This is a genomic window from Limisalsivibrio acetivorans (genome assembly GCF_000421105.1).
In the GTDB taxonomy this organism is placed as follows: domain Bacteria; phylum Chrysiogenota; class Deferribacteres; order Deferribacterales; family Geovibrionaceae; genus Limisalsivibrio; species Limisalsivibrio acetivorans.
The window spans coordinates 2,006,737-2,024,197 of the sequence record NZ_ATWF01000001.1 but is presented as its reverse complement, the minus strand read 5'-3'; the positions used below and the strand labels follow the sequence as shown (position 1 = coordinate 2,024,197).

The window sequence follows — 17,461 nt, the reverse complement described above, 5'->3', positions numbered from 1 at the left end:
GATATTTAGATATAGAAATGGGACTTGAGCAACGCAGGGAATCCTCCGAAATTTACCGAATTACCAAAGGCCATGCAGGCCTTCAGAGTTTTACCGCACCGAACATCAGGATCAGCAGTATAGTATTTGCAATTAGAGTCCTTGAACTGATGCTGGCAATACTGTGTGAACATCCTTCTGTTTGGAGCGGTTATATTGTATAAATCAAAACCCAGAGCCAGGGTAAATGTGGCAACATCTTTTCTGGCAGTTGCGTTCTTTATCCTATAGCTTCCTCTGATCTCACCCTTGATATTCCCATCCACATCGGAGAATAGTTGCGTGACGGTAACCGTTTTGCCTAGTATGTTATGGTTCTCAAGGTAATACTGTATCTGTCTGTCTGCATTACCAATTGAAAGGCTTACGGTGTTCGTCTCCGAACCGGAAGAGCTTTTCAGACCATCATGGGTTATTGCGTTGCTGGAGTATATTTTTCCACCGTAGTCAATATCCTCATCACAGTCGGTCATCCGGAGGAACATCCCGTCAGCGTATTCAAGCTCGTATAGGTGATGGATCAGTAGCTCTTCGCTGTTTATTACTGTGTTATCTCCACCGGTGTTTATTCTCAGCATTCTATAACCCTCGCAGTAAGGTTAAAGGAGTAAGCATTTGCATGGTCTATACTTAAGCTATCCTCAGCAAACCTAACAACGTAGACGAGATTATCCACGTGATTGGCAAAGTAGAACTTCCTAAGACTTCCATGTCTATCCTCATGAAAAGCAATTATCTGGTCCCTCTCTTCAATGGACAGGTTATAATGCTTCAGTTCGAATTCTTTCTTACCCTTCTTCCAGTTGCTCATTCTCTGTTCGTTTCCTCGCTCAAAGGTTGCAACAGTGGTTTTGTGCCTTATTGTGGTTACGGTTATCCTATTCGGTTTCAGCGGGTATGTATCTGCCATGTTCCCCTCTCATATAATTACGTCTTTGACTGAATTGAATGAAATTATGCGTAAGCCTTAATAGACTTACGAACCTGTCCGTTGTTTGCTATGTCCTCTGTTACAACATCTTTAATGGTCTGTCTCAGTGCAGGAAGTGCCCGCATTACACTCTTTTCATCGCCGCCGTTGATGGTAATGTTGTTGTGCATGTTGATACCGCCGGACTTCTGTTCCTTGACCCATTTAGTGGTGTTTTTATCGAGTACTGTTTCACCCTTTTCGAGGTAGTAAGTGCCCGTATCCGGAACATCTTCCCAGCCGTCGTGGGCCTGCCCCACAGGGGCTCCTCCGCCGCCAGATTCGCTGTCGCCGCTGGAAAGCATATTCCCCGCCTTGAAGCCTGCAAGAATGGAAAGGATTGCAGGAACGCCACTTAAGGCCGCCGATGCAGCTTTGCTGTGTTTTGAGTCTCCTGTAACAAGAAACATGACGCCATTATAAGCGGCCTCCATAAGTAGATGTGTAACCTTCTGCATTGCGAAGATCTCTAGCCCTTTGGCCATCTCGCTTATCATCGCTCCAGTGTCCAAAGTCCCTGTTTCAAAAAAGCTCTGAAGATGTTTTTGACCGATATCCTTCATCTCTGTGAGGGCGCCATCTGTTGCCTGAAACACCGGATCAGCCTGTCGTTCTTCGGCCTCCTTTCTCTGTTCCAGATCAGCCAGTTTGTAATCCTTAATTTCCCGTGCCGCTTCTATGACCCTCGGATCTCCTCCTGATCTACGGGCAGTCTCACGCATCTCTCTGTGGATCTCAGCCTTCTGCCAGTCATAGCCGTCTCTTTCGCCGTAAAGCTCAGTGAGTCTTATTACTTTCTTTTCACTTTCGATACCTTCCAGAATTTTTTCTACATCACTGGAACCTTTTTTTCCTGCACCAGGCTCAGAGGCTATGTCAAAGAAACCATTTTCGTCGCTGTCACTGGTGGTTATAGGGGCACCACCCCCATTTGGTGCGGGGGGATAGGGGGTGTGCTCAATGTTATTAATAGCTTGCAGGATTTCATTGAGTTTACTAACGATGCTTTGGATATCTATGATGTAGGCTGGTTCAACCTCGGGCATGTCTTCTTCACCCAGAATGACCTGGGAATCATTGACATTTGTCTCGGCATCAGTAGTTTGAAGCTTTTTTGACCCTGTGCCATCCGTTACAGTTTCTTGATAGCTTTTAATGACTTCATCGAGCTTTTTGGTTACAACAGATGAGGTAACATGAACGTCATGAATTCCTGCCAGTTTTCGATCAATCTCAAGTTTATTATTATTTCTACCCGAGCTTTGGTCCAATCTAGACAGTGTTTTTGCGTCAGGATTGTCTGAGTTATTAACCAGTGATTGATTGATTTGTCTTAATATCTCATTAACAATAACCTGTCTTTGGTCTGGATTTAGTCTCCCAGACTGTTTTTCAAGAATTTCCGCAACATTCATACTATCAAGATTGATCCCTGCATTTTTCAACTTTTCATAATCAAATGTCTCGATATTCTTAAAGAATTCTAAGTATAGATCTTTCATGTTTTTGATATCGTTCTTGTCTCCATAATCGGATAGGTACTTTGTAACTGAAAATATATCATCATATGAAAACCCTAATCTTAGTGCCTTGTTCGCATACTCATATGGTTCGTTAATTTGCTTTTCTGTAGCGTCAGATATATCTTTGAGAACTTGGGTCATTGAGAGCCCAAGTTTCTTTATCGTTTCTTCTAGTTCACCAAGACTCTGTTCGCTAAATCTTATTTCATATTTATTAGGGTCAGCTTCCCAGTCTTTATTTACCAGGAACTGGATTCCATTAAATAATACTTCTATAACTATTTCTTTAACTATTCCTGCAAGGTTCATCGATGAAGCTATTTTCATCATTTTGCCTGCAGTATTTACAGTTGCTTTTGCAGTACCATCTCCCATCTCACACCCCCACTTTCATTGAAAGGCAGGCGGGGGCTGATTTCTCAGCAACCCCTATCCCTTTTCTTCCAGCCGGTTCAGTCGTTATTCCCTTGCGTTTTCTTTTCATCCCTCACCCTCTTAAACTCAATGGCATCCTCAATAGCCCTGGCATCTTCGCCTTTAATCACATCCATCATCAGCGTTCGCCATCCAGCCATGATTTCACCGGATGGATCGCTTGCGGCTGCATTAGATATGGCTCTGTGCCTGCTTTCATTGACGGTGATGTACACTATCTGCCGGTAAAGCCGGAAGAACTGACCGAGCGGGAGACGATCCAGCTCGGCCATTGATAACTGATAAAACCTCAGAATAGAGCAGTAAACAAAGTCGTAATCGTATTCATCTGCTTCCTTTATTGCCCGTTCTGCTCCTCTTCCTTCCCCCCTTCCTCCTTCTGCTTTGTCGAATTCTCGATAAGCTGGTTGGGGTCATAGCCCTGTGCGGTTAGCATCAGCGCATCGATAAGCATTCCCGGAAACTTTTCCAGCCTATCGTGGGGGATGTCTGTACAGCTTTTGAGGATCTCCACATACCTCTCCCTTATGTCGAAGGATGAGGGATTGTCCTCATGGTACTTTTTAAGCTGAAGACTTTCGATATGCGGAATCCCCCGCACCTCGAACTCCTCGCCGTCGATCTCAACCCTGCATACAGTATGAAAACTGTTCAGATTGATTACTTTCATGCTGTAACTGCGGGATCGCCGATTCTGTAGAGCCTGTCGGACTCATCACTCTCAGGAAGCGCCTCGAACTTAACGGACATAATGGAGATGTCGTCCTTCTTATAAAGGAGCTTGAGGCTCTCCATCTTAGGTGCCGCCCTGAAAAGGGTGAGCGTGTCGTCCACTTTGCCGCTCTTAGGTGTGCAGGTGAGAATGTCTGCCTTAGTGCTAATGCTGGTGCCGATGGAATCGGATACATCAACTGCTGTCTTTGCGGGGTCTGTGCCGTCTGCAACAACGGAAGCGCCGTAGAAAACAGATTCGATATCCTCACCGTCATATACAGCGAGGGGTACTGTCACACTTACGGTAGCCTTGGAGACCTGGCTGTCCACGGGGCTGCTGTACTGGTCTACTTCCGTATCGGAATATTCAACGGAGTGTTCGAACTCAACACCGCCGGAAGTAAGGCCTAGGTCACGGGTACCGAAGGTCACATAACAGGGTCCAAGTTTTTTCGTTTCAACAAACATTTAGTCCTCCCATAGGTTTGTTTCATACTCAGCGGCCATTGATATTGCCGCTATGCTTTTTATTGTCTCCCCCTGCTCGATAACGATGCTATCGCTTACAGGATAAAGATTCCGAGCCTTTCCTCCGAGGGTGCTGTCCACGGAGACAGCTGAATAAAAGTCGGAAACTGCCTGCCTCGCCTGCGCGGCGGAGCCAGTTCCGGAGAAATGAATTTTGATTATGATATTGAGAGTTCTTGATGTGAAATCTTCGGGTGACAAATCAACTGTGCAGTTTGTGTCTTGTACAACTGCCACCGGAAGTGCAGACGCGGCAAGGCAGTCGCCATCAACACCGCAGACCGCCTGAATATCCGTAGCGTATCCTTTTGCCGCAGTTATTGATTGAACAGCGGACACGATTCCTAAGTAAATATCACTGCGGACACTCATCCCTCACCCCGATTAGCAGATCGAGAAACAACAGGCATATAACCCTCCTCCCCATGCATAGAGCATCAGCAAAAGATTTCGATATTGATCTTCGCTCTCGTTTGCTGTGGGAGGATAATACTAGTGTTTGCGTAAACTGATGTTACGGGGTGTGACGAGTTGAACAGGAAATGTGAAGCGAAGGATATACACATTGAGTTGACATTTATTTTAAATTATTTGAGAATGACACTATAGTTAGAGTGTTATGTGGACGAGAGAATGAACGATGCAACCAGTATAGTCAATATTGATAACAATTTACTTTTGAATGTCATAGGTACTAATCTAATCTCATATATTCACATTTCAGACATATCGCTTGACAATTCTCGTTTTTATCCGATATTATTAATCAGAATTAATCGTAAGCCTCACCGCCGGCTCCCTTCAGGGAGTACAGCTGCTTTTGGCAGTCAGGTGAGGTTTTTTATTTGGATAAGCTCATGATTTTCATATCCGATGAAAGCGGTGACACCGGAGTACCCCATTCCATAAATGCCTCAAAGCTATACACAATATCTTACGCACTTGTTATAAACAAGAATCCGGATAGCTTGAAACATCTTATCAGTTCAGCATCATCTGCAAGCAAAGAAGCGCTGGGGACAGGATTGTCTGAGTGGAAAAAACTAGGAAAGGATAATAAAAACAACCCCCAGAAACTCCATAAATTCATTCAAAATTTCTATACTAAAATGAATGAAAATGGTGAGTTAGTACTTTTTGGGTTTTACATTGTTGATAAACAAGAAATTGAACAAAATGACGGCGATAGTAACAATAAGAAAAGGATTAAAGATGCTGCCGATCAAGGATACTATTTTATACTTAAGAGGGTACTGGCGTGCATGAAAAAAATACATTATGAAAAAGGTTTATATCCAAGTAATGGCGAGCCCGCACTCAAATGGATAATTGATAACAACAGTAAAGAATTTATATCCAGACAGAAAAAGATAGCGCAGGATTTTGAAAAAAACATGAATGTTAAGATTGAAGGTCCTGAGTTTATCTCCAAAAAAGAGAAACATTCTCATTATAAAGTAAATGCAATAAAGATTGTCGATTTATTGGGCGGCATCGCTTCGAAAATTTTTGAAAGTTACGCTATATGTAATACATATTGTAACTCTCTTGACTGTTTTAGAGAGGCAAATTGTGATAATAAAATGTTCAAGGTATGGGAAGAAATTCTAAAGTGCGCCATGAACCAGCAGATATATCTAGAAGAAAAAGATAATATTATTTGGAGATGGAAGGGAATACAATACTACCCTGCATTATCTAGATCTAAGCATGATCGATTCTTTACTGAAGATGGCTTCTTTTCAACCTTGAGTTAGCTATAGTTATTGATAACAATCAAACATGTCTGATAAACATCTCGTAAAGTGTGAGCAGGATCTCAACGACGATGAGGATAACGATATACCACTCCACCCGGAGGGAGTGCTTATTGTGAAGGAGTTCCAGCTGGGTTTCAGCTGTTGTGGTGATGAGGCTCAATTTCTTCTCAAGGAGCTGGTGGCGCTCCCTTATCTCATATTCCCCCTCAAGGGTCAGGTAAAGCTTCTCCATCTCAGGATAGTCCCAGAGCACCTCCGGCTTGTCGTTAACCTCTATGCTCCCTATCATCCTCTGCTTAACAAGTAGAGACGAGCCTATCCTGCGGACAAGGCTCTTCGGGCTTATGGTAATCTTTCCCTGCTCAAGCCTGTGGGCGAGGGGCTCTATCTCGATAAAAACCTTCGCCATATCCAGCTCAAAGCGGTTCAGCATAACGCTTTTTGCAAGAATATCCGCAACCATAAGGACATATTCCCTCGTGAGCTCATTCAGGTATAGCTCGTCTTCGAGGTACTCATCCTTTTCATAGCCCGTGTTCACACAGAGGTTCTCCGGCTCAAGCCCCTCGAGGGGGGACCCCACAAAGGGCTGAAGCTCGCTGATTACATCAAGCCGCTCCTTATCACCAAGCCCAACGGATACAAGAACGCCGAAGCGGTATACAACTACCCACTGATTCTCGCCGAGCCTGGCACAGTATGGGAGATGGTTAACCTTTTCGCCGATGTTAAGCCCTCTGGGCTTTATCTTTTCCCCAATGGGAACCGCTGAGAATGTGAGCTGCATATAAGACCTCTGGACTGAATTATTCAGCCTCTATTATCTCACATTTCCTGAGCTTTGAAAGGAAAATATTAGGACTTAAGCATAGCCTCAAGCTCCGCAACGGAGGGAACCCGGCCGGAGACCTTAACCTCGCCGTCCACAGCCATGGCAGGGGTTATCATAACGCCGAAGGACATAATATCGTTGATATCCTGAACCTTCTCCATTTCGTAATCAAACTCCGATGCCTTAGCCGCCGCTTCTGCCGCTTCATAAAGTTTTTCGCATTTCGCACAACCTGTTCCGAGGATCTGTATCTTCATTAATGCCTCCTAAAATATTTTTCCGAATATATATCCGCTAAAAGTGGCCATAACTACCACAAGTAGAACGAATGTTGCAGTCTTTTTTGTACCAAGAACGCTCCGGATCACAAGCATATTGGGCAGACTAAGCGCAGGTCCCGCAAGCAGAAGCGAAAGCGCAGGCCCCTTTCCCATACCGTTGTCCATAAGCCCCTGTATTATAGGTATCTCCGTCAGCGTGGCGAAATACATAAATGCGCCGGCAAAGGATGCAATAAAATTCGCCCGTAGTGATTCACCGCCGAGGGATATGCTAACCCATTCAGACGGGATCATCCCCTCATTCCCCACACGTCCAAGAAGGAATCCCGCAATAAGAACACCCGCCAGCAGAAGGGGGAGGATCTGCCTTGCAAAGCCCCAGGACTGCTCGAACCACTCCCGGACCTCACCCTTCTCCGTGGCGATAACCACAGAAAGGGCGATGACGCCTGCGGAAAAGACAACCTGCTCCGATGCTCCCGGTATCAGGTACGAAGAAGCGGTAAAGCCCGCTCCTGCCGCAAGCTTCCAAAGGGTTACTCCGAACCAGCCGTAAAGAACAGCGCACAGCGACACGGCAAAAATAATGGTTAAAGCCCATTTATTCGCATAGAGAAGCCCGCTCAGTCCACCGGTTTCGTCCGGTTTTGCAAGGGTTGCGGATACAAGTATGAGTATCAGCAGAGCAAAATAGACGATATTCTGCCAGGCACTGCGTCCGTCCTCAACATCGGGCATCTGCGCCGCTCTCCCCTTATCCTCGGAACCGCCATGGAAAAGCTCCATAAACAGGCCGATAACGATACTGAAGACAACTGCGCCCACCGCCCTTGCAATACCTATCTCAGCGCCGAGAACGCTTGCGGTAAGGCTCACAGCAAGGATGTTTATCGCAGGACCCGAATAAAGGAATGCCGTTGCCGGGCCTATGCCCGCTCCCATCCTGTATATGCCTGCGAAAAGGGGGAGTATTGTGCAGGAACACACAGCGAGAATACCGCCGGAAACCGAAGCCACCCCGTAGGCAACCACCCTGTTTGCACCCGCACCCAGATACTTCATGATAGCGGCAGAATTAATAAATACGGCTATTGCTCCCGCTATAAAGAATGCCGGTATAAGGCATAGGAGCACATGTTCCCTCGCATACCATTTCGCCAACGCAAAGGCTTCCACCGCTGCACCTCTGAACCGTTCAGTCTCAGCGGGGAGGTTGTAAAACAGAATAAAGACAACCGCCGCAATAGATATAGCCTTAATTTCCTTCCTTAAATCCAAACAACAACCTCCATAACCTTTTTCATATTTCTATATATGCCGAAATATGCTCTCAGTCAACAGGTAAAATTTTTTACATAAACGCTGAAAATAGCACGGGTAACCGCTCTGACCATGTGTTATAATTATATCTCTTTGGCAACTCAGGTTTGTGATATACAATGAATACCAATATTAATATGTACCTTTACGTCCACAAAAGTGCATAGTATATTTTTTTCTCAAAGCACGGCGGATGCTTTTTTGGAACAGCCCTATAGATAAAGGATGTGTTTATGCCCTTCGATGCGTTGAAAGTCAGGAAAAAGGTTTTTAACACCGTTGCTGTTATCCTTTTTCTGATGCTTTTCCTGTTAACCGCACTCGAATTCTACGCCGAAAAAAGCGAGATGGACAGCTTGCGCATGAACATGTCAAAGCAGGTTCGATACGCCTTTAACGCAGAGATGAGAAGGGTATCCAAACATTATTTCTACCGAATAGACACCCTTCTGGAGGGTGGAAAGACCGCCGAAGCCCTTAACAACAATAATCGTCAACGTCTGATATCCCTGGTATCGGACGACTTTGAGATACTTCGCAAAGAGAACCCGTATCTGGAACTCCTCCATTTTCAGGATTCCCAGAACCGCTCTGTACTCAGGATGCATAAGATCGATAAGTTCGGCGACAACCTAACCGATGTACGCCCCCTCGTTGCCGATACAAACAGGCTTAAAGCCCCGCTACACGGCTTTGAGCTGGGGAAATACGGATTCTACTACCGTGTTTCAAAGCCCGTATTCACAAATGACGGGGAGCACGCGGGGAGTGTGGAATTCGGCATCAAGCTTTGCTATTTCTTTGACATTTTACGTGAAATAATGCCCGAGACCACCCCTGTAGCTGTTCTCAGCGGCATAGAGAGTGCGTCCTTTCCCGGCCTGGAGCGGGGAATTATCCATAACAACAAGCTTATTTTTTCACCGGACAATAACCTCGGGATTAGCGCAGCAGATGCTTCTGCCGATGATGGATACTTTTTGGACAACACCACTGGCAAGTTCATCCACGCCGAAGTCACCGACATAACGGACTACAAGGGGAGAAAAATAGGCGAACTCCATGCAGTGCGTGATGCTACACCGATGTTTAACTGGTCATCCGTTGTACTGATCCTTATGTTCGTGGGCGGGCTGGGAGTATGCTTTACAGTACTTTTCATGATGAACTACGGTTTCGCGTACTTCCTCAGAAAGCTTAACAGATCAAAACAGGATCTGGACAACCTTTACGAGCTCTTCAACGAAGGTGACACGGTAATCATTAAATGGAAGAACAACGAATACTGGGATGTGGAATACGCTACGGAAAACATCAGGAGGATCTTCGGCTATTCGAGGGATTCATTCCTCAGAAATGAAATAAGATATGGAGATGTTATCCATCCCGATGATATTGATCGTGTAACCGATGAGGTCGGCGAAGCACTGCGTGATAACCTCGCCTTCTTTAACCATGAACCATACAGAGTATTGTGCCCCGAAGGTAATTATATATGGGTACATGACAGTACAAAGCTAATCAAAAACAGCAGAGGAGTTGTAACCCATTTCCTCGGATATCTTAAGAACATATCTGAATTCATTAATAATAATATTGAACTGAATGAGATAAGGGAACGTTATAAACTCGCCGCAGAGGGCTCCAATGACGGCATCTGGGACTGGAACGTGAAAAACGGCGAGGTCTATTTCTCTCCCAGATGGAAGGAGATGCTCGGTTATAACGATGAGGACATCCCCCATCATGTAGACTCTTGGGCAAACCTGATCCATCCCGAGGATATAGACCATGTGATGAGCGAGGTCCGCCGGATGCTCGAGGGTGAGATAGACTTCTATGAAACCGAACACCGGGTCATGGCAAAGGACGGTTCATACAGGTGGATACTGGACAGGGGAAAAGCGTTCTTTGATGAAAATGGTCGACCTTATAGAGCCGTAGGCTTCCATACAGATATAACAGACAAAAAAACCCTTGAGCTAGAGTTGGAGAGCCAGAGAAGGTTTTTACAGACCCTTCTGGAAAACCTCCCCGTACCCGTATATTACAAAGATACCGAGCTCAACTACATAGGTTGCAATGACCGTTTCGCAGAATTCTCAGGAATACCTAAAGAGGACATAATAGGGAAGAACGCATACGATATAGTACCCCCCGAACAGGCAGAACTTGTGCACAGCAGGGATGAGGATGCCCTTGAAAACCCTGGCGAACTGCAGATATATGAGTCAAATATTAACCCCATCCACTGTGAAGAGGATGTGAGCGTCATCTTCTACAAAGAGGCCTATAGGGATGCAAGCGGAGAAGTCGCCGGCATCATAGGCACTATCATGGATATAACCCAGACAAAAGACCTCCAGAGAACACTCATCAACAGTGTTTTCGAGATGGAGGTAGCCAAGAAGAACATGGACGAAGCCCAGCGCATCGCCCGAATTGGCAGCTGGACATGGGACTTCGAAACAGGCGCTGTGACATGGAGTGATGAAAACTACCGTATTCTGGACATTGAGATAAGGGAGGTTGAGCCGGGATTCGATGTGATGATGAGCTTCATCCACCCCGAGGACAGGAGGGCGGTTAAAGAAGAGGCGGAGGCCTCTGTTAAGGAAAGACGCAGATACAGCATAGATCACCGCATCGTCAGACGTGACGGAACCATACGCATCGTCGAAGGGCGTGGCGAGCTCGTTTACGGTGAAGATAATGAACCTGTCTCCATGATAGGAACTATACAGGATGTCACAGAACTGCGTAATGCCCAGAACGAGCTGAGCGACCTTAACAGCCGCCTTATGGAGTACACAGAGATCGTTGATGAATACGTCATCACCTTCCGAACCAGCTCCGAAGGGGTCCTTGATTATGTAAGCAACGCACTCTGCAGGATCTCCGGCTACGACCGTAAGGAGCTTATCGGCAAACACCACAGAGTACTCAAACATCCCGATATGGACGAGGAGAGCTATTCCAAAATCTGGGCAACCCTTAAAGGTGGAAAAGTATGGCACGGCGAGCTAAAGCAGATGTGCAAGAACGGCTCTGAATACTGGGTAAAAACGAGTATATCACCCACCTTTGACCGTAATGAACAGATCAACGGATTCACCGCCATCAGTCAGGATATAACAGATAAAAAGAAGATCGAGGTTCTCTCCGTAACGGATAGGCTCACAAGGATCTACAACCGTATCCGACTGGATGAGGTTTTCAGAAACGAGATTGTGCGAAGTGAGCGCTATGGAACCATCTTCTCCATCATCATTCTCGATATAGACAAGTTCAAGAATGTAAACGACACCTACGGGCACCAAACGGGGGATGAGGTTCTCAAAAGAACAGCCGAACTCCTGCTGAACAATATACGTTCCGCAGATACTGTAGGTCGCTGGGGTGGCGAAGAGTTCCTTATCATCTGTCCCGAAACAGATATAAACGGCGCGAAAGAACTCGCCGAGAAGCTTCGTCTTGTAATTGCAGAAGAGGATTTCGGCGAGGCGGGCACAATCACCTGCAGCTTCGGTGCAACCCAATACATAGAAGGCTCCACAGAGAACATCATGATGAAATACGCCGATGAAGCGCTTTATAAGGCAAAGCGGAGCGGACGAAACCGTACAGAGGCGATACCAGTACCCCCATCCGAAGTAAAATAAAACACGCCCTCCCTGTTTCCGGCTTACTAAACTAATTTCAGGCTGATTAAACTTTCCTGTTTACAACTCCCGTTATATATTGTAGTGTTTCCATGATGGTGCACAATAGTCAGCACCCGATCCTTTTTTCAAAACAGGAGTGTTTTATGGGTAAAAACCTATTCCAGAAAGTATGGGAACGCCATAAAGTGCGTGACCTTCCCGGCGGTCAGGTTCAGCTTTTCATAGGGCTTCACCTGATCCATGAAGTAACAAGTCCGCAGGCCTTTGCAATGCTCAGAGAGCTCGACCTTAAGGTTGCTCACCCAGAGCGAACCTTCGCAACCTGCGATCACATAATCCCCACAGACAACCGCTCAAGACCCTTCGAGGATCCCCTCGCAGAGGAGATGATGCAGGCGCTTGAGAAGAACACCAGCGATTTCGGAATCAAGTTCTTCTCACCCGATTCCGGAGGTCAGGGTGTTGTTCATATTGTAGGCCCCGAGCAGGGGCTGACCCAGCCCGGCATGACCGTTGCCTGCGGAGACTCCCACACCGCAACCCACGGCGCCTTCGGAGCTATCTCCTTCGGTATCGGCACAAGCCAGGTACGGGATGTTCTTGCGACACAAACAATGTCGATCTCACCCTTCAAAGTACGCAAAGTAGAGGTGAACGGTAAGCTCGGCCCCATGGTCACTGCAAAGGATATTATCCTCCATGTAATCCGCAAACTCGGTGTTAACGGCGGTCTTGGCTACGCATACGAATTCTGCGGTGAGGCTATTGAGTCCCTCAGTATGGAAGGAAGGATGACACTCTGCAACATGGCCATAGAAGGGGGTGCAAGGGCCGGATACGTAAACCCCGATGAGAAGACCTTTGAATACCTCAAGGGAAGACCTTTCGTTCCGCAGGGTGAAGAGTTTGAGAAGCGCAAGGAGTACTGGAAGAGCATCGCTTCAGATGCGGATGCAGAGTACGACGATGTTGTGAGCTTCGACGCATCAGAGATAGAGCCTATGGTTACATGGGGTATCAACCCCGAACAGGGTGCAGGCGTCACAGAGAACATCCCCGAACCCGAAACCCTCTCCATGAAGGAAGCCCTTGAGTATATGGACTTTCAGGCGGGCAGACCCATCGAAGGCACTAAGGTTGATGTATGCTTCATAGGAAGCTGTACAAACGGCCGTATCGAAGACTTCCGTGCTGCAGCTGAATACCTCAAGGGGCGCAAGGTTGCCTCAAATGTTAAGGCACTCGCAGTTCCCGGCTCCCAGATTGTTAAGGAGCAGGCAGAGAAAGAGGGGCTCGATAAGATATTCATCGAGGCTGGCTTCGAGTGGCGTGAGCCAGGATGCTCAATGTGCCTCGCAATGAACCCCGACAAGCTCGTCGGCAGAGAGATCAGCGCATCCACATCAAACAGGAACTTCAAAGGCAGACAGGGCTCCTCCACAGGCAGAACGCTCCTTATGAGCCCTGTTATGGTAGCAGCAGCCGCTGTTAAAGGTGAAGTTGCCGATGCTAGAAAGGTTTTCGGAGGTGCAGAATGATAGATCCTATTAAGGTTATAAAGGGGCAAGCAGTACCGGTTCCCGGCGATGATATCGATACGGACAGGATTATTCCCGCTCGCTATCTCAAGTGTGTCACCTTCGACGGTCTCGGCGAAGCGCTATTCTATGACGAAAGATACGACGGCGAAGGGAACCCCAAAGGGCATACGATAGATGAAGATAAGTACAAGGGTGCCAAGATTATTCTCTCCGGAAACAACTTCGGCTGCGGTTCCTCACGTGAGCATGCACCCCAGTCCATAAAAAGGGCGGGCTTCGATGTTGTTGTTGCGGAAAGCTTTGCTGAGATATTCTACGGCAACAGCACGACCCTCGGCATTGTCTGCGCAAAGATGCCCAAGGATGAGATCGCAGAGCTTATGCAGCTCGTCCAGGAAAAGCCGGACACCGAGTTTGTTGTGGATGTTGAAAAGAGAACACTCACTGCAAACGGAAAGGAATACAACATAGAGATGAGAGAAGGCGCAAGAAGTGCTTTCCTTGATGCCACCTACGACTCCCTCGGGATGCTCCTGCAGGGAAAGGATCAGGTAGCAGAGCTTGAAAACTCTCTCCCTTATGACTTTCAGTAGATAAACATTGCTCCTGTCATTACCGTGACAGCCTCTGGGACTGCACTCCCGGGGGCTGTTGCGGTTAATGTCTTATACTGTTCTGGATATACAAAAAATACCTTCACTGAAATCCAGAGGGCTCTTTATACGCAACATTGCGTCCTAATTAGAACACCAACATCAAAAATAAGCCTCAGTCCCGAAAACACATTCTGTATTATGCGAATATTTATATATTTGCATTGACAAATACCCCCACTCCATTATATTCACTCAGGAATCAATATTTCTTGGAGGGTAACAATATGGCGCTAAAGAAAGGACTGGGTGAAAGCTATACTCCCATGTATTTCCTCGCATCACTCGGCAGCGGAGGCATGGCTGTTTCATTCTTCATCTACCTGATGTTCATGGTAGACCACCCGAATACGCCGCTTGCGACTTTTGATTTTATCTATCCAGTGCTTACAGGCGGCAACATTGCAATATCCGCCCTGGTGCTGCTTGTGCTTGCCTTGATACTAGTTTTTGCATATCTGCATTTCAGGCTCCTTGTATGGAACATCAAGGAATACTCTGCCTTCAGAAGAACCGAAGATTACAATAAACTTCGAGAATCAGATAGCGGCGTGGTTCTTATGGCAGAACCGCTGACCTACGCCATGACAGTAAACGTATCCTTCGTTCTTGGTGCAGTCTTTGTACCCAGGCTATGGACCATAGTTGAATTCATGTTCCCCGGTGCGATTGCTGCATTCCTCATAATCGGCGGATACGCCCTTAGGATCTTTGTTGGTTATTTTGGCAGAACAATCATGAAAGGGAATTACAGTTTTGAAAAGAACAATAGCCTCTCACAGATGCTCGGTGTTTTCGCATTTTCCATGGTTGCTGTGGGTCTTGCAGCACCTGCGGCAATGAGCCATATCAAGCTGACATCAGCCATAGGGATGTTCTTCTCTGTGTTTTTCCTTGTCCTTGCCATCTCCCTTGCAATCGTTAAAATGACGCTGGGTATGTACTCAATTTTTCGCTACGGGATATCCAAAGAGGCATCACCGAGCCTTTGGATAGCGATACCGATCATTACTCTCATGGGGATAACCATGGTCAGGCTTACTATGGCTCTGCATCATAACTATGACGTACCGCTTAATCCTGTATTCCTCTATGTCGCATCCTCAAGCCTCATCTCTTTACAGATCGTATTCGGTATAGTCGGCTATTCAGTAATGAAGAGGATAGGGTACTTCAGGGATTACGTGTACGGCTCGGAAAAGAGCCCCGGTGCCTTTGCCCTTGTATGCCCGGGTGTGGCGATTGTTGTCTTCGGAATGTTCTTTATCTACTATGGACTTTACCAGAACGGAATCGTCGACAGATTCAGCATCCCATACTTCCTTATCATTGCACCGCTGACCTTTATCCAGATAAAGACAGCCATGATCGTTTTCAGGCTGAACAGAAAGCTGATCTCCGATCAGGGTGGACTCAATAAAGCTGGTAAATTAGGCTACACTCAGTAAAGCATAACTCTATGAAAGGCCGGAGAGGGTCCGGCCTTCTTTATTCCTGCTCGATTATCTCAGACTTTTTGTTAAGGTACTCGGACACAAGAATCTTAAGAAACGCAGCAATGGGGAGTGCAATAATCATTCCGCCGATCCCCATAAGCGAGCCACCTGCCATAAGAGCAAAAATAACGGCCGTGGGATGCAGGTTCAGCGTTCCGCCGACAATCTTAGGGGTTATGATATTACCCTCAAGGGACTGGGCAATGGTGAAGCCTATGATTACTATGGCGGGATGCAGGAGGTCGCCATATTGCGCAACGGACAGGATAAGCGCAGCCCCAAAGCCAATAATAAAGCCTAGATAAGGAACTATACTCAGCACACCGGAGATGATGCCAAGGAGTAATGCAGGCTTAACACCTGCGGCCACAAGGGTTATCGTATAAAGAACTCCAAGTATTGCCGCCACTATAACCTGTCCTCTGAAATAGCGGCTCAAAAGAGAGTTGAACTTCATAAAATAGTCGGGAAAGTCTCTCCAGCCATGCTTTGTGAAGCTGTCGAACATCTTGTCACGGATTATGTCGAAGTCCTTCAGGAAATAGAACGTGAGGATAGGGATAAGAGCAAGATTCAGTACAAGACCCACAAGGCTGTTCATGGAAGCGATTACGCTGTTGAATGTCTTTAACGCACCCTGTGAGATCCCACCAAGCTTTGGCACAACAAAATCCCTGATACCATCCATGGAGATCTCGTAGTTCATCTTTTCAGCAAGACCTTCCGAAAGATCGAAAAGCTTTCTCAAATACCCAGGAAAATCACGCATGAAAAATACAGCTTCATTATAGAGCAAAGGAAGAAGATAACTCATAAACAGAATAAGAATGAACGCAGCAATAACGTAAAGAAATATTATCGTAAGCCCACGGTTTATCTTTCGTTCCTCAAACCAGTCCACAACCGGGTCAAAAAGATAACTAAGGAAAAAAGATATCGCAAAGGTAGTTACAAGGCTCTGCAAACGATACAGAAGTATCATAACAACCGCAACAGCAGCAACAATAAGTAGATTTTTCAGGGTAATATCAAATTTTGCAATATCCATAAATTATGCTAACCCATGCTCGCCTTTAAGTAAATTAAATTAGTCGAATTCCAAAAATTATACCCCGAACGCAAAGAACTGCAATTCATAAAACTAAGGAGAAATATTAGATGATTTGTTAAGAACAGGAATGTTTGTAAATATAAAGCAGGATACTTTCTCCATTCTTTGAATAAGTTACAGTCCTCAGAAATTATTCCGCCATTCAATGAAAATAACTTCATTCTCACTTACGCAAGCGAGGTTGATACACAACAGGCTTCCATGGATGGAAGCCATGTAGGTGAAACTAAATTGAATTGTATTCAATTTATGTAGCCGTAAGTAAGCGGAGCGAAGGCTTTGCCAAGCGAAGCGGCAGGGAAATTCTCAGGATGATGAATTTCCCAGATTATATGGATGGAAAATTCCATAGGTTTAATAGCTGGCTATACCGTTTACACCCAAGAGAAAACAACGTGAGACGTAAAAAGGTATTTCGTTAAACAGGTGACTAGTAGCCAATATTCTTTTTAGCTAATAACCCTCTTAATCTTCCCCGAATGTTTTACAGCCGAATGAGCTCTTTTGGAACCGCTCGGAAGTTTTGGCCGCACGTGACAGATGAGGTAGTCCTAAATATTGAATTCTGGAATGTATGAGATGCGTCTACACTC

16 protein-coding genes are annotated in these 17,461 nt (G+C 46.1%); 5 read left to right on the top strand and 11 right to left on the bottom strand.

The features are described 5' to 3' along the window. Positions 1–5: 5 nt before the first annotated feature. The 7 genes from K300_RS0109605 to K300_RS0109575 all read right to left on the bottom strand — a co-directional run bounded on the left by K300_RS0109605 (position 6) and on the right by K300_RS0109575 (position 4,548). Positions 6–617 carry a baseplate hub domain-containing protein gene (locus K300_RS0109605; protein WP_022851459.1) on the bottom strand — a complete coding sequence of 204 codons (612 nt, stop codon included), beginning with the start codon at positions 615–617 and terminating at the stop codon, positions 6–8. Then, positions 611–949, bottom strand: coding sequence for a DUF2460 domain-containing protein (locus K300_RS0109600; protein WP_022851458.1), 339 nt, complete (start codon positions 947–949; stop codon positions 611–613). Before K300_RS0109600 ends, K300_RS0109605 begins: the two co-directional genes overlap by 7 nt. Before the next feature lie 44 nt (positions 950–993). Continuing rightward, a complete protein-coding gene (locus tag K300_RS0109595; protein WP_022851457.1) occupies positions 994–2,907 on the bottom strand; it encodes a hypothetical protein in 1,914 nt (637 codons plus the stop codon). Between the two features lie 77 nt (positions 2,908–2,984). Further along, positions 2,985–3,239, bottom strand: a complete 255-nt coding sequence (locus tag K300_RS0109590; RefSeq protein ID WP_022851456.1) for a hypothetical protein — start codon at positions 3,237–3,239, stop codon at positions 2,985–2,987. 65 nt (positions 3,240–3,304) lie between these two features. Further along, on the bottom strand, positions 3,305–3,637 hold the full coding sequence (locus tag K300_RS0109585; protein ID WP_022851455.1) for a hypothetical protein: 333 nt from the start codon (positions 3,635–3,637) through the stop codon (positions 3,305–3,307). Beyond that, a complete protein-coding gene (locus K300_RS0109580) occupies positions 3,634–4,149 on the bottom strand; it encodes a hypothetical protein (RefSeq protein WP_022851454.1) in 516 nt (171 codons plus the stop codon). Before K300_RS0109580 ends, K300_RS0109585 begins: the two co-directional genes overlap by 4 nt. Beyond that, complete coding sequence (locus K300_RS0109575; RefSeq protein ID WP_162139875.1) at positions 4,150–4,548, bottom strand: hypothetical protein; 399 nt, start codon at positions 4,546–4,548, stop codon at positions 4,150–4,152. A gap of 506 nt (positions 4,549–5,054) precedes the next feature. Here K300_RS0109575 and K300_RS0109570 point away from each other — a divergent pair. After that, the gene (locus tag K300_RS0109570; protein WP_155827587.1) at positions 5,055–5,966 is read left to right on the top strand and encodes a hypothetical protein; all 912 of its coding nucleotides are present in this window, start codon (positions 5,055–5,057) and stop codon (positions 5,964–5,966) included. A 19-nt stretch (positions 5,967–5,985) separates the two neighbouring features. Here K300_RS0109570 and K300_RS0109565 read toward each other — a convergent pair whose 3' ends face one another. From K300_RS0109565 to K300_RS0109555, 3 genes are all read right to left on the bottom strand, one after another. Beyond that, on the bottom strand, positions 5,986–6,756 hold the full coding sequence (locus K300_RS0109565) for an RMD1 family protein (protein WP_022851451.1): 771 nt from the start codon (positions 6,754–6,756) through the stop codon (positions 5,986–5,988). A 68-nt stretch (positions 6,757–6,824) separates the two neighbouring features. Further along, positions 6,825–7,058 (bottom strand): thioredoxin family protein, encoded by a 234-nt coding sequence (locus tag K300_RS0109560; protein WP_022851450.1) that lies wholly within the window; start codon positions 7,056–7,058, stop codon positions 6,825–6,827. A 9-nt stretch (positions 7,059–7,067) separates the two neighbouring features. Beyond that, entirely contained in the window at positions 7,068–8,360 is a 1,293-nt protein-coding gene (locus tag K300_RS0109555) for a permease (protein WP_022851449.1), read from the bottom strand. A gap of 275 nt (positions 8,361–8,635) precedes the next feature. Here K300_RS0109555 and K300_RS16255 point away from each other — a divergent pair, with 275 nt between their 5' ends. The 4 genes from K300_RS16255 (at position 8,636) to K300_RS15255 (ending at position 15,709) form a co-directional block, all read left to right on the top strand. Beyond that, positions 8,636–12,064 carry a PAS domain-containing protein gene (locus K300_RS16255; RefSeq protein WP_022851448.1) on the top strand — a complete coding sequence of 1,143 codons (3,429 nt, stop codon included), beginning with the start codon at positions 8,636–8,638 and terminating at the stop codon, positions 12,062–12,064. Between the two features lie 146 nt (positions 12,065–12,210). Beyond that, a complete protein-coding gene (gene leuC / locus K300_RS0109545; protein ID WP_022851447.1) occupies positions 12,211–13,605 on the top strand; it encodes a 3-isopropylmalate dehydratase large subunit in 1,395 nt (464 codons plus the stop codon). Continuing rightward, positions 13,602–14,201: a 3-isopropylmalate dehydratase small subunit gene (gene leuD / locus K300_RS0109540; RefSeq protein WP_022851446.1), complete on the top strand. Its 600-nt coding sequence runs from the start codon at positions 13,602–13,604 to the stop codon at positions 14,199–14,201. The genes leuC and leuD overlap by 4 nt, the downstream gene beginning before the upstream one ends. A gap of 287 nt (positions 14,202–14,488) precedes the next feature. Next, entirely contained in the window at positions 14,489–15,709 is a 1,221-nt protein-coding gene (locus K300_RS15255; RefSeq protein WP_022851445.1) for a TsoY family (seleno)protein, read from the top strand. A gap of 40 nt (positions 15,710–15,749) precedes the next feature. On the opposite strand, the gene K300_RS15250 is transcribed toward K300_RS15255, so the two are convergent. Continuing rightward, a complete protein-coding gene (locus K300_RS15250; protein WP_022851444.1) occupies positions 15,750–16,805 on the bottom strand; it encodes an AI-2E family transporter in 1,056 nt (351 codons plus the stop codon). Positions 16,806–17,461 lie beyond the last annotated feature (656 nt).

Bases quoted from the DNA above. Each gene is read 5' to 3' on its own strand.
- K300_RS16255 (WP_022851448.1), top strand. From the start codon at position 8,636: ATGCCCTTCGATGCGTTGAAAGTCAGGAAAAAGGTTTTTAACACCGTT.
- K300_RS0109600 (WP_022851458.1), bottom strand. From the start codon at position 949: ATGGCAGATACATACCCGCTGAAACCGAATAGGATAACCGTAACCACA.
- leuD (WP_022851446.1), top strand. From the start codon at position 13,602: ATGATAGATCCTATTAAGGTTATAAAGGGGCAAGCAGTACCGGTTCCC.
- K300_RS0109605 (WP_022851459.1), bottom strand. From the start codon at position 617: ATGCTGAGAATAAACACCGGTGGAGATAACACAGTAATAAACAGCGAA.
- leuC (WP_022851447.1), top strand. From the start codon at position 12,211: ATGGGTAAAAACCTATTCCAGAAAGTATGGGAACGCCATAAAGTGCGT.
- K300_RS15255 (WP_022851445.1), top strand. From the start codon at position 14,489: ATGGCGCTAAAGAAAGGACTGGGTGAAAGCTATACTCCCATGTATTTC.
- K300_RS0109565 (WP_022851451.1), bottom strand. From the start codon at position 6,756: ATGCAGCTCACATTCTCAGCGGTTCCCATTGGGGAAAAGATAAAGCCC.
- K300_RS0109590 (WP_022851456.1), bottom strand. From the start codon at position 3,239: ATGGCCGAGCTGGATCGTCTCCCGCTCGGTCAGTTCTTCCGGCTTTAC.
- K300_RS15250 (WP_022851444.1), bottom strand. From the start codon at position 16,805: ATGGATATTGCAAAATTTGATATTACCCTGAAAAATCTACTTATTGTT.
- K300_RS0109595 (WP_022851457.1), bottom strand. From the start codon at position 2,907: ATGGGAGATGGTACTGCAAAAGCAACTGTAAATACTGCAGGCAAAATG.
- K300_RS0109585 (WP_022851455.1), bottom strand. From the start codon at position 3,637: ATGAAAGTAATCAATCTGAACAGTTTTCATACTGTATGCAGGGTTGAG.
- K300_RS0109580 (WP_022851454.1), bottom strand. From the start codon at position 4,149: ATGTTTGTTGAAACGAAAAAACTTGGACCCTGTTATGTGACCTTCGGT.
- K300_RS0109560 (WP_022851450.1), bottom strand. From the start codon at position 7,058: ATGAAGATACAGATCCTCGGAACAGGTTGTGCGAAATGCGAAAAACTT.